We start from the raw sequence: 13,820 nt of genomic DNA on the forward strand, positions 1-13,820 counted from the left end.
GAGGTATTTAAGAGCAAAATAAAAATGACCGCTTCGCCCTTAATAAAATAAAAAGGACGAAACGGTCATTGTTCCGCGGTACCACCTTAATTGATATACATAGATATCCACTTGGTGCCTATAACGCAGGCGAACGCCTAAACTTTCATTTAAGACTCAGGGATAGGTTCGATATATTCTATACGAGGAATCTTTCAGCCGGTGAATTCCACTCTCTTTCGCAAGAAGACATATGTACTAATTCCCTTCAACGATTTTCAATCTAATTTTTTTATATTATGCGATATAGTTCGATTCGGTGTCAAGAGGTATTTTTAAAAATAAATAGAGCCGCAAGTTATTTGTATGAAATTATCGCCCTACTGAATGAAAATACAAAATGATATAAGTTTAACTCATATTCATAAACATAAAACCTTTCATTATAGTGTATATATTTACATAATGTCGAATATAATTAATTTTTATCTTTTAGTGTTGCAAAAAGGAATATATTCTCTTAGAATGTTTCTTTATATTGCACAGGGATGTTATTCTTATTCTAAGAAAATAATATCAAACCGATATAATTGATTATAAAAGGAGCAAGATTGAGTTATTATGGATAAACAAATTGGATTCATCGGTTGCGGAAATATGGGAATGGCTATGATTGGCGGAATGATAAACAAAAATATAGTGTCTTCAAATCAAATTATTTGTTCAGATTTAAACACTGCTAATTTAAAAAATGCTAGTGAAAAATATGGACTAACTACAACTACCGACAACAATGAAGTAGCTAAAAATGCTGATATTTTAATTTTATCAATCAAACCAGACCTATACGCGTCAATAATTAATGAAATAAAAGAAGTAATCAAAAACGATGCTATCATCGTAACGATCGCTGCTGGGAAAAGTATTGAAAGTACTGAAAATGCCTTTAATAAAAAAGTAAAGGTTGTAAGAGTAATGCCTAATACTCCTGCTCTTGTTGGAGAGGGAATGTCTGCATTATGCCCTAATGAAATGGTGACAGAAAAAGATTTAGAAGATGTACTAAACATTTTCAATAGTTTTGGTCAAACAGAGATCGTAAGTGAAAAATTAATGGATGTTGTCACATCCGTAAGTGGTTCTTCACCAGCTTATGTATATATGATTATAGAAGCGATGGCAGATGCTGCTGTACTAGATGGTATGCCAAGAAATCAAGCATATAAATTCGCTGCTCAAGCTGTGTTAGGCTCTGCAAAAATGGTACTAGAAACAGGAATACATCCAGGTGAATTGAAAGATATGGTTTGTTCTCCTGGCGGAACGACAATAGAAGCTGTAGCAACATTAGAGGAAAAAGGACTGAGAACAGCGATTATTTCAGCTATGCAGCGTTGTACGCAAAAATCTGTTGAACTATCTGGTCAAACTAAAAAGTAAAACTGTAAAAGAGATCGCGTTAGCTATGAATTCATATGAATTTAATTAGAAATTCACTACATGATAAACGGCCAAACTCATATATACTTGAGTTTGGCCGTTTCAGCTTTAATTATATTAAAATAATTTCATTCAAATCTTCTTTACAGGTTCTGTTTTATCCCTTACCTATTCCCTACTATGATTGTGTAATTTTATTAGAAACTAATAATTTTTCAATGCATTTCGGTAACATATCTAATAGCGTTTCAAATGCGTAGTTTACATCTAGACGTTCTGTCCATTGATGTGCATCTTTTCCTACCGGCCCCATATTTAATACTGGAACATCAAACTCTTCTAATTCCTGAAGCGGAATTGAATAACCTTTATCCCATAATGGCATATTGTCTACAAGCGAACTAATTGAATCCAGTGGATACTGCAAGCCTACATAACTTAAATCTGAAATCCCCCCAAAATAATTTTGGTTTTCAAATGTAATTTTATGATTGTAGTGTGCATACTTTTCCATTTCTACAACTACCTCTTTTATTAAAGGATTGTTACGTGAACTCACAGCTGGATAGTACGGCGGAGCGAAGAAAAGTACAATCATCGGTGCCTTTTCTTTACATAAAATCGCTAATTTATCTACTAAATCAATCGTTACCGCACGATCATCTTTATCTCCTCTATTTTTTATAATATTAGATTGAATATGATTTATTTTTTCTCGTCCATGTTGCTCAATTGCATATGTGATAAGCTCTTCATAAGTTAATACATTTACCTTGAGATTAGGTGGTATAAATGGATTATATTTAGAAAAACGATATGCATGTTTTTCATACGACTCTTCTATTTTCTCTGCTACTTTCGTTACTTTTTGACGTAACAATGAAACTACATCTGTCATTGATTTTTCTAATAAAAACAAATTAAATAATGTAACTGCACGATGCGGAATTTGTACAGAATAATCCTCTTTTAAGTCCCTTTGAAGTAAGTTAGTTGGCGGAGGACTCGCTTCCCCTTCTACAATATCACAAAGGTCTGTGTTTAACTCTAATTCTGCTGTTATTAATGAAGCCATATAACTCCCATTTAACCCTGCAAAAGGTTCACCTACATGTGTCTCTTTTCCGTAGCAAAGAAAACCAGGTAACACTTTACCAATAGAGCCAGTGTAAATATACTTATTTTGGTCACCAGGATGTCTTGAAAACATAGGCTCTGAGTTTAAGACCGTTTTATAATCTAAGTTATGCTCTCTTGCTAAATCTAACAGTCTCGGAACAGCGGCCCTCATCCCTACAGAATTTACTTCTTCATCTGGTACAGCCAATAAAAGAACATTCCCATCAAATCTTTCTTCGCAAGCTTGCTCAATCATTGCCATTTGTAATGCGAGGCCGCATTTCATATCCATTGTTCCTCTACCAAACAGCCATTCTCCATGTTCTATATCTTCACGTACATGGTCTGGAAGTTCATCTTTATGAGAATAAAACATAGATGTTAACTTTTTAGGATTAAATGCATCTTCTTTCCACATTCCGTAATCTTGTACATCTACAACATCAAAGTGACTTACTAGAATTACAGTATTTTTTGTACTATCGCTTTTCTTTACTAGTGCTGTAACAAAATATCGTCCGTCCCCTGTCGGATTTTTTTGCAAATGGTGCGGGTTTTGTTTGAAATACTGTAAGTCAGATAATTGTTCCACAACAAAGTCTGGCAATATTACTTCAGCTTCTGAACCGGTAATACTAGGAATTTCAACAAGACTGCTTAATAATTGAACCAATTGTTCTTTTGATTGCCACTTTGACATATAAATCCCCCTATTTTCCACATTATGAAAACTAATTCCAGTATATGAATAAAAAATGACGACAGCTATCAAAATTATAGTTCTGATGTACTGCCGATTTTTATTGATATTTCATGAGCCGCTTGTTTTACCTTGCTAATAAGAAAAGATAGTCGATCATCATTAATACGATGACTAATTAACCCAACACTTAATGCTCCTACTACTTTATGATTAAATCCGATAATAGGTGCAGCTACTGAAGCTGTCCCTTCTGTTTTTTCACCATAACTGACAGCATATCCTTCGTTTCTTATTTGCTTTATTTGATCAAGAAGAATTTGCTTTTGTTCTGGTAAAGCAGAAAGTAGTTGCTCAACAATATATTCCGTTTCATTCTGTTTCATATTGGCAAGCATCGTTTTATTTGCAGCACCAATCGAAAGAGGAATCTGTTCCCCTAAGTTATCAATAACCCGAATTTTTAAAGGGCTATCCATTCTTTCAATAATAATAGAATGTGTTCCGTTTGGAATATTCAAATAGACACTTTCTTCCACTTCAGAAGCCAAACGTTTCATCACTTCTCTTGCAACAGATCTATAGTCTACCTTCTCCAATTGACGCAACCCTATTTCCATCCACATTGGTCCAATTTTGTACTGTTTTGTCTCTGTAATTTGTGTAACTAACCCATGCTCCATTAGAGAGTTAAGTAATCTATGTACTGTACTAACCGGGAGATGTGTTCCATCAGCTATATCAGAAATAGCCCAATACTCTTTTTCATTTGTAGAATTCAATAATTTAATAATACTTATCGCTCGATCAATGGACTGTACCATAACTCGCCTCAACTTTACTCGTAATATGTTAGTACGCTTAATTAACTATCAATTTAGCAAACATTCGAAATGAAATCAATCTATTTATTTAATTTTCTAACAATAAAAACATATCACTAACAACGAATTGAAAACGCAAACAAAAAAATATTGACTTTTCTTTTTAATTATCTGAAAATTATAACAAGATTTCACATCACGGAATACATTCCATAATACGGAAAAACATCAAACGTTATTCTATCAACTACGAAAGTGAGGAAAACAATGGCGCAAGTAAGCAATACAAACAATGAATTAAAACGTACGATGAAAAGTAGACACTTATTCATGATTGCACTCGGTGGTGTGATTGGAACCGGGTTATTTAACGGATCTGGCTTTATTATAAGTCAGGCTGGACCTGGTGGATCCGTACTTGCCTTTATTGCTGGTGGATTATTAATGTATTTCGTTATGCTATGTCTTGGTGAACTTGCTGTAGCCATGCCTGTTTCAGGTTCTTTTCAGGAATATGCTACTAAATTCATCAATCCTGCAACTGGCTTTACAATCGGATGGTTGTATTGGTTAAGCTGGGCGAATACGACCGGTCTTGAATTTACAACTGCCGGTATTACAATGCAGCGCTGGTTTCCTGATATTCCTGTTTGGGTTTGGTGTTTAATATTTGGCGTTACCATCTTCACTATTAACGCATTATCTGCTCGTAGTTATGCAGAAACAGAATTTTGGTTTTCAAGTATAAAAGTATCTGCCATTATAGCTTTTATAATTCTTGGTGGCGCCGCTATGTTCGGTTTTATTGATTTAAAAGGCGATGAACCAGCTCCACTTCTTTCAAATTTCGTAAATCATGGTGGTTTATTTCCGAATGGACTTGCGGCTATTCTATTAACAATGGTTACAGTCAATTATTCCTTCCAAGGTACAGAGCTTGTCGGAATCGCAGCAGGTGAAAGTGAAGATCCAGCAAAAACTTTACCTCGTTCTATTAGAAATATTATATGGCGCACAATGTTTTTCTTCGTCTTAGCAATCTTTGTTCTTGTTGCTTTAATTCCTTGGGAAGAAGCTGGATTAACAAAGAGTCCATTCGTTGCTGTTTTTGATAATATCGGTATTCCATATGCAGCTGATATTATGAACTTTGTTATTCTTACTGCTGTTCTTTCTGTCGCAAACTCAGGACTATACGCTGCTACTCGAATGCTTTGGTCTTTATCAAAAAACGAAATGGCTCCAGCATTTTTAAAGAAATTATCATCACGTGGGATTCCTCTCAACGCTTTAATCATGACAATAGCTATTTCTGCTTTTTCTCTTTTGACAAGTGTAGTAGCTGCTGAAACTGTTTACTTGTGGCTCATTTCAATTTCCGGAGTCATTACCATTATTGTTTGGATGTCAATTTGTGTTTCTCAATTCTTTTTCCGCAAACATTATGTAGCAGACGGCGGAAAATTAGAAGACTTAAAATTTAAAACGCCACTTTATCCACTCGTACCAATTCTTGGTTTTGGATTGTATGGCATTATATTAATCAGTCTTATTTTTATCCCAGAACAACGACTTGGAATCTATTGCACTGTCCCATTTATCATCTTTTGCTACACTTACTATCACTTTAATGTTAAGAAAAGAAATTCTACTAACACTCATAGTAAAACTAAAATTAGCGAGACTTCGTAATATTTGACTATACATAAAAGACCACACCTGGCGTTTCACTTCATGTGTGGTCTTTTTTCATTATTTTAATATGATTTCATCTGAATTTAATGAATATATCCCCTTTCCTACAAAAGTAGTAGAGTGTTCATTTAAACACTTACTACCTCAGTGGGATTTATCACATTCCAATTTCAATATAATAGTAAATAGGTATATCGGATATAGATGTACATTACTAGGCTTATACATATTTCAACTTTAGAATTATATTCACTATTCAATTGGTAGTTACCAATAAAGAAAGGAATGATTATAATAATACAGAACATATACGAAACTCATTTACATGTAAGAAATTTAGAGAAGGCAATAAATTTCTATCAAAACAAGCTAGGATTAACGTTAGCAAGAAAACTCTCCAAAAGAAGAGTGGCTTTCTTTTGGGTCGGAGAAAATAAACAACAAATGCTTGGACTATGGGAAGTACATAACATTGAAGACTTTGAGCCGAGACATTTTGCTTTTGGTGTAAATTTAGAGTTTTTAATGACTTCTAAAGCGTGGTTAGAGGAACGTGGAATAGCAGTGATAGGAAGTCAAGGAAAAGGAAATCAAGAGCCAATTGTCCAAAGGTGGATGCCTGCTGCAAGTGTATACTTTCTAGATTGTGATGGAAACAAATTAGAATTCATTTCTATGCTACATGAGAATCCAGATGAATTAGAATATGCGTCCTATTTAAGTGTATGGAATGCGGAACACCAAGAAAAATGAATGGAATTTTCGTTCAAGTCTTTTCTTATTTTTGGATATAATGTTGTACGATCCCCCCTTTTACTATGAATTTGTTAACATAATGCATTTACTGTCATCTTATATTTGTACTTACGTACGAGCAATTCCTAATCTGCTTCAATTACAATTTGAATTATGTAAATTTTCCTCTTATCTGGCATCTACTCTTTAAACACAAACTCCCCTTAAATCGAAAATGATTAAGGGGAGTTTTATATACGATGCAATTATAGTTCAGATTTCACTCGAACAGAAACATTATTTTTAATTATATTTTTGACATCTTTAAAGCTAACAAAATTGTTACTTTTCTCATCCCAAAGACGGAAACGTAGTGATTGTAAGCTTGTAGCAAGCGTAATCGTTGGTACATTTTTTAACGGAAGCGTATTATTGTGTGCCTCTTCTAGTTTATAGTTAGGTACCCTTGGGCTTAAATGGTGAACATGATGGAATCCAATATTACCAGTTAAGAATTGCAAAATTTTAGGAAGCTTATAAAAAGAACTTCCTTCCACTGCCGCTTTCACATATTCCCAATCTTTATCCTCTTCAAAATAAGAATCCTCAAATGTGTGCTGTACGTAAAACAGCCAAATCCCTACTGAACCTGCTATTAAGAATATAGTACCATGTACTAACAGAAACGATTGCCACCCAATTGCCCAGCAAAGTATAGCTACTACAGCAACAATTATAATATTCGTCAAATAAGTATTCATACGTTCTTTCTGCCTTGCACCTTTTCGGTTAAATCTATTTTTAAGCAAGAAAACATAAATCGGACCTAATCCAAACATAACGAATGGATTGCGATATAAACGATATGCTAAACGATGTCTAAATGGTGCAGCTACATATTCATCAACTGTAAGCGTCCAAATATCCCCTGTACCCCTCTTATCCAAATTACCACTTGTAGCGTGGTGAATAGAATGTTCATGCCCCCACTGATCAAATGGGAATAATGTTAAAACACCCATACACGTTCCAACTATTCTATTTGCACGTCGACTTTTAAAGAACGAATAATGGGTGCAATCATGAAAAATAATGAAAATTCTTGTCATAAATCCAGCGGCTAACAGTGCTGGAACTAATGTTAACCAATAAGAAACTGACAAACTTTTATAAGCAAGGTACCATAAAATAATAAATGGCATGATTGTGTTGATCAGTTGCCAAACACTTTTTTTAATCGTTGATTTTTCAAAAGGAGCAACTTGTTTTTTTAAATTTTTAGTATTTTCTAAGGTCATTATTCTAATTCCTTTCCTTTTTGTTGCTAATTCATATTATAGCACACTATTAGTATCAGGTGTTAAAAGTAGCTATAATAAATATTATATACTATGAAAATCTCTTTTTTCTTACTCATTACTTACAAATTACTTACGCCCAAAATAGCTTCTATAATTGGACAGGCGGAGTATTTTATTTATAAAAGAAACTTCGAATTTTTCCAATAAGTACATAAAAAAACAGCAAGTTTTTTCACAAGAAGAAAAAAGCTGCGATAAGTCAGTTTCACCGACTTATCGCAGCTCCTCTTCGTTTTACCTTATTTTATCGATGAAGCCACACTGCACCTGCAGACTTGTCTTCAGCTTGGCCTACCACTTCAAACTTCAGTCCTAGTTTCGGTAACTTACGTCCTGCATCAGGAATAATGCTGTTGATGTATTGCTTAGAATCATCAAATTTTGCCACTCCTGGTAATCCTTTATAATCGAAGATACCGCGAGTTGGTGAATTTACTTTCCATGCTGGTGTTTGATCAAATGAGAATGCCGCATCGGCAATTTGGTAACGCGTACTGCTCTTCACAGTAGGTTGTCCGTTTAATGTCCCTACAATTGCCTCTGGATGAGAATCTACTACTCCTAAGAACCCTTCACCTGGATGAACGCCTACCCAGTTATCTGTAAAGCTTTGATCCGCATACCATACAACCATTCCTGTATTAAATACTGGGCCACGTGCATGTTGTAACGCAGTGTCAGAGCCAGCGTAATTTCTCCACTCTACATAGTAATTATGTTTTTTCTGTTCAAATCCGTTAGACACAGTAAAGCCTTTTAACGTCATTGCTGGCTGACCTTCTGCATCATCAGAGAAAACAACTTTTCCATCTACAGTTAATGCTGCATTATCTAACGCAAACCCTTTATAAGCTACTGCAATATCTGTTAAGTACTCAAATTGCAGTTTTACTTTTTTTCCTTTGAATTGGCTTAAATCGTATGATTTATCAACCCACTTACCATCAGTTGTATCCGCGCCGCCTTTTACATCTTTTTCGCCCATTCTATCAATGCGTGTCTTCGTTCCATCTTCTGCAATCGCATATACGTCAAGGAAATCATACTTCGCTTCAAGTTCGTAAAATGCCTTATAATCGAACTTAGCATCCTTTGCATTTGTTAAGTCAAATACTGGTGTCTCAAGTGTTGTATGAATGTCATTTCCTTTTGTACTGTAATAGAACTTCTTACCAAACGCTGATTCGATATTTTTTATATCTTTGTCCGGCAAGTTAACACGAACGATTCCAGGTCGTTTAGATTTTGTAGTACTTTGATCTACATATGTCGCAACACCGATTCCTTTGCTAAGTTTGTCATAATCTACTTCAAGGATATTCGCCCAGTTCCCCTTCATATTCTTTTGGAAAAATTCTTTATTTTGTGGTGAGAAACTCGTTGGCTCTGTTCCTGCAATTTTTCCAGCCCAGCTACCACCACTCATAATAGACCATGACTCAACAGGTTCACCTTGTCCTGAGTACTTTGTATCATATTCATCTGGTAAGCCTAAATCATGGCCATACTCATGTGCAAACACACCAACTGCCCCGTCTTCAGGCTCAATTGTATAATCATATGCAGCCATCTTTCCGCCCCAGTTCGAAACAGAAGATTTCGTGCCATCAATTGCATATGGTTTTGAACCTAGTTTTGAACGATGTGACCAAATCGCATCATCTTTCAATTTACCGCCGCCAGCTTCTTGACCAACGCCAGCATGTACAACCATTAAATGATCAATAATGCCATCTGGCTCATTTTTATTTCCATCACCATCTTGATCGTATTGATCAAATTGGTCATAGTCTGCTAAATTGATTCCTTTTGCTACCGCTGCTTTTAATGCTTCTTTCACAAAATCTTTTGGTCCTAAAGGCCCCTTGTTATCATGCCCAGTACCCGCATCAGCACCATAATCTGATGCTTTTCCTGGAACAGTAAGCCATTCTGTTACAGTCCCATCAACTGTGTAGCTACCACCAGATTGTTCTTCATAATATTGCTTAAATGTGTTAATCTTCGATCCATCAAATAAAGTAAATGGTTCATCACCAAATAACATTTTTTGATAATGTTCACGATTAAAGTCTTTAGAATACATGTATCCTGGCTCTTGATCAATATTGTTATGCTTAAAATCGCTAAATTCTACAAGTAAAACAAGTACTTTATCTTTTCGAACAGTTCCATTGTATTCTTCTTGCTTCGCTGATGTAGTAGGTACTTTTCCATTTAATTTCCCAGGGTTCAATGCTGCACCTTGTCCAGCTACTGGGCCTACTTCAGGCTGCTGCGCCTGTTCATTTTCCTTCATTTTTGCATCTTTTACTTTTTTCATAAAATCAGAAGCTTCTTGCGTAAGACTATCTCCTGTTAAAATTTCTTTCCCAGGGTTTTCCCCTTTCTTTTTCTCAACATATTTTTCGACAGCCTTTGACGTCTCAGCTTGCGATGCAGATTGATCAATTACCCCCCGTTGTTTTAGCGCTTCAGCCAAGCGCTCCTCCGGTATTAAGTGCTCATCTATTGGTAGAGATGATGTTGGTGTCTCAGCATGCGCTGCGTGACCTCCAAAAGCAAACGTACTACTTAGTACTGCTGCTGTTGTTAATACCGCTAATGGTTTTAATTTCTTTTTCTTTTTCAATGTATTTCCTCCCCAGTGTCTGCAAATTATCGTTTTTTGCCGATAACAACATAATATTCGTTATAATACGAATATTCAATCTTTTTCAACAAATAAAATGTTGAGAAATATTTTTTATGCAGGGTGAAATACATAAGATAGAAAAACAAACTCACCTATAAATAACAGTGAACTTTTTTAGTAAAAATAAGAATTAAATATTTTCTATACTACTTAATCTATGGGTTACCATATTACTCACTAATCTCATTATTACAAGCTAATAGTGGTTCGTACATCATTATAGCGTGATTCTCTGTTACATATTGATCTTCTATTAACTGTTTCTGTAGATTATATACTTTACGTTGAATCACATTATGTCGTATATAACCGCCCCAGTATGCAGGTTGAATTGAGTGTTCTTTCTCATACACTTCATATTGATAAAGTTGCGGATAGACTGTTCTCCATTCACCAACTAAATGTTCATCTGTCATATAAAGGTGAAGTTGATACGGTTGATCCGTTTCATTTTTAATTTGTAAATCCAAATAGTTATAGGAACAAGTTGCCCCACTCCCAAACGGTTGAGTTCGCCTAGAATCAGGAAAGACATCAAAGCTATGACGATATCGTTCGGTTACTGTCAGTGGTGTATGTAGAGTCATCCAATATATTAAATTTGAAAGCTGACAAAGACCTCCTCCAATACCTGATTGAAAAGATCCGTAGTGTAATACCATACCTTCTACATACCCTTTTTTCCTCGTTGGCTTACCTATTAAACGCCAGTAAGAAAATGTTTCTCCCGGTCTAATGACGATACCATTTAGTTTTTTAACAGCAATTTTCAAATTAACAACCTTATTCTGTTGATACCACATATCTACATCTTTGAGCTTACGAAGTAATATTGTTTGGTGCTGAATTGCTGTACAAGGTAGCTTTTCTTGTTGGAACCTTTTTGCATATGTTTTTCCGTCTGCTAACCACTGAATGTGCCTCTTTGTAGAGTAATACCACTTACCTAGCATAATGCGATACTTAGACCGCTGTTTAGGACGTAAGTGCACTATATTCATTTTATTCCCTCTCTCTTTCTTCAACTAAATTCTAATATATTTCTAATTCAATAAATTACAGTTTTCTTAACTGCATAATAATTTCCGCAAAAAAATAATAAATTTACTCTAGTGGAGATTTTATTTTGATGATTGCTTTATAATTATATAAAACTGAGCTTCAATACAATAAATTGAAATAAACACATTATAAATATAACGGATAACCTTAAATAAAAAATAATGAACATTAAAGAAATTCTAAAGTATTAATATATTTTTCGTAAATATTAATTGATAACCCATTAGACTTTACTATATGTATAACTTCTTATTCTACAAAACGAAATTTTTTAATGTAAGAAAAAACTATACTTTCCCTTTAACATTGATACCAGTCTCATATGGAAAACTTTACAAAACAATCCGAACCCTTATATTTAGAATAAACACAAAAAATTGCCACCAGTTAGCTTAACTGGTTGGCAATTTTTTAACGAGAATGCTTTACAAATAGTTGAATTGCTTCTTCTGGTACATAGCACTTTCCATTACTCTCTACAATAATACTTCCTAATTCATACCCTTTACCATTGATACGAATTATATTTTTGTTACCAAATAATTGTGCTTCTACTTTATTACGTTTTACTACGAGTAACGGGTTTGCTCCTTCGGTTTTGTCGGCTGTTACAGTTGCACCGATTTTCTTAAAGGCTTGTTCACTCTCTAAAAATATTTTATTCGTTACTTCTTCTAAGTTAAAGCCCATCGCTTTCGCCATCGTCTTCGCAATGTCTGTATTTTGGATTAAGCCTTCTGGTTTTTGAGGTCCATAAGAATGTAAAAATACATCCTCACCTGTATGTCCTCCTGTCGTAAAGCCGATATTTGCACGATTAGCCAATAATGTAGTAAGAATTCGTCCTACATCCATTTTCTTTTTTGCCGCTTTTAATTTTTCTTTTTCATCATGAGTTAGATTATCCAAACCGTATAGTTTAGCTACATCTTCTACATTTGATAAATCAGATTTCAGTTTATTTATAGTTCCTTCAAGTGTCATTTTCGCCTTTTTCAATGAATCAATGTATGCAGAAACCGGTGTAGTATTGTATCCTTTTGTCGTATTTCTATTCCCTATAGAGATACCGCTGTTACCATGATCAGTTAAAGCTATGAGCATCGTATCCCCATCTTTCTTTGCAAATTGTAACGCCTTTGCTACCGCTTCATCAAATGCCAATACATCACTAATCATCCCAATTGGATCATTAGCATGGGCTGCCCAATCAGGCTTACTACCTTCTATGAATAAAAAGAAGCCATCTTTATCTTTTGATAATGTTTGAATTGCTTTTTCTGTCATTTGAGAAAGTGTTGGTTGTTCTGGGTTTGTTGCTATACGATCCATATCAAACGCAAGAGCATGATGTGAGAAAGAGCCCCAAATTTTATTAGATTTGGAGTTCAATAACGCATCTTTCGTTTCAACGAAATCGTATCCTTTGTCTTGAATCACCTTCACTAAATTTTCACCATCTTTTCGGATTCCATTACTTTGCATAGGTAGCAGCGCTGCTTTTCCCCCGCCTAATACGACATCTATATTTTGATATACTTGCTGCTTCGCAATTACGTCAAATTGCTTGCGATTGACATGGTGAGCCGAGAATCCCGCCGGAGTAGCATGCTGAATTTCAGATGTAGCAACAATTCCAGTTGCACGACCAGTACGTTTTGCACCTTCTAATACGTTTGCGACCGGCCGTAACTTGTCCTCTTCTTTTATTGGCTCTAAGCTAGGCGAACTTACAATAGAAGGTAATACACCTACATATCCTGAATTTGATTTATTTCCAGTTGCTAATGCTGTTGCTGCTGGCGCTGAGTCTGTACTAGCTGATTCCGCCGAAAACGTACGAACTCCTCCTGTTACAATTTGATCTAACGTAAGCGGTGCCCCTTTATACCAGCGAGCCAATGTTGTCGCCGTTGAACTCGTTCCGTCCATAACCATCATAATTATATTTTTAGGCTGATGTTCTACTTTTTTCACCTTAGCTTTGGCCGCATGATAATTCATCATACTTTCCGTACTTAATACGCTTACTATTATAGCTGCCACTAGTAGCAACTTTTTCATCTTCACACCATAATTCAACATGATTGTTCCTCCATAAACTTTGCATTCATTTAAATACACACTATTTCCTTTTCCATACCAAAACCTACATATGTTTTATTAGTTCCCAATTCTCATAAAGCTAACAATAGTTACTTTCCCTTTCT

9 protein-coding genes and 1 other annotated feature are annotated in these 13,820 nt (G+C 35.0%); of the genes, 3 read left to right on the forward strand and 6 right to left on the reverse strand.

All coding sequences use genetic code 11. The features are described 5' to 3' along the window. Positions 1-49: 49 nt before the first annotated feature. Positions 50-260 (reverse strand) — a binding site (T-box leader). 340 nt (positions 261-600) lie between these two features. Then, positions 601-1,419: a pyrroline-5-carboxylate reductase gene (proC, locus tag ACS2QP_RS16820; protein ID WP_000360725.1), complete on the forward strand. Its 819-nt coding sequence runs from the start codon at positions 601-603 to the stop codon at positions 1,417-1,419. A 178-nt stretch (positions 1,420-1,597) separates the two neighbouring features. On the opposite strand, the gene ACS2QP_RS16825 is transcribed toward proC, so the two are convergent. Both ACS2QP_RS16825 and ACS2QP_RS16830 read right to left on the reverse strand, forming a co-directional pair. Further along, complete coding sequence (locus ACS2QP_RS16825) at positions 1,598-3,238, reverse strand: M20/M25/M40 family metallo-hydrolase (protein WP_438882652.1); 1,641 nt, start codon at positions 3,236-3,238, stop codon at positions 1,598-1,600. A 74-nt stretch (positions 3,239-3,312) separates the two neighbouring features. Beyond that, positions 3,313-4,062: an IclR family transcriptional regulator gene (locus tag ACS2QP_RS16830; RefSeq protein ID WP_119683580.1), complete on the reverse strand. Its 750-nt coding sequence runs from the start codon at positions 4,060-4,062 to the stop codon at positions 3,313-3,315. Between the two features lie 267 nt (positions 4,063-4,329). Here ACS2QP_RS16830 and ACS2QP_RS16835 point away from each other — a divergent pair, with 267 nt between their 5' ends. Together ACS2QP_RS16835 and ACS2QP_RS16840 are read left to right on the forward strand one after the other, a co-directional pair. Further along, positions 4,330-5,754, forward strand: coding sequence for an amino acid permease (locus ACS2QP_RS16835; RefSeq protein ID WP_438882653.1), 1,425 nt, complete (start codon positions 4,330-4,332; stop codon positions 5,752-5,754). Positions 5,755-6,051: 297 nt separating this feature from the next. Beyond that, entirely contained in the window at positions 6,052-6,510 is a 459-nt protein-coding gene (locus ACS2QP_RS16840; RefSeq protein WP_025687456.1) for a VOC family protein, read from the forward strand. 248 nt (positions 6,511-6,758) lie between these two features. Here the strand turns inward: ACS2QP_RS16840 and ACS2QP_RS16845 are convergent, their stop codons facing one another. From ACS2QP_RS16845 to ACS2QP_RS16860, 4 genes are all read right to left on the reverse strand, one after another. Next, positions 6,759-7,790 (reverse strand): fatty acid desaturase, encoded by a 1,032-nt coding sequence (locus ACS2QP_RS16845; protein WP_438882654.1) that lies wholly within the window; start codon positions 7,788-7,790, stop codon positions 6,759-6,761. Positions 7,791-8,097: 307 nt separating this feature from the next. After that, a complete protein-coding gene (locus tag ACS2QP_RS16850; RefSeq protein WP_438882655.1) occupies positions 8,098-10,485 on the reverse strand; it encodes an immune inhibitor A domain-containing protein in 2,388 nt (795 codons plus the stop codon). Positions 10,486-10,718: 233 nt separating this feature from the next. Next, positions 10,719-11,549, reverse strand: a complete 831-nt coding sequence (locus tag ACS2QP_RS16855) for a VanW family protein (protein ID WP_001028236.1) — start codon at positions 11,547-11,549, stop codon at positions 10,719-10,721. A gap of 472 nt (positions 11,550-12,021) precedes the next feature. Further along, positions 12,022-13,695 carry an alkaline phosphatase gene (locus tag ACS2QP_RS16860; protein ID WP_438882656.1) on the reverse strand — a complete coding sequence of 558 codons (1,674 nt, stop codon included), beginning with the start codon at positions 13,693-13,695 and terminating at the stop codon, positions 12,022-12,024. Positions 13,696-13,820: the final 125 nt, after the last annotated feature.

This window comes from Bacillus cereus group sp. Bce019 (assembly GCF_051781745.1).
Lineage (GTDB): Bacteria > Bacillota > Bacilli > Bacillales > Bacillaceae_G > Bacillus_A > Bacillus_A cereus.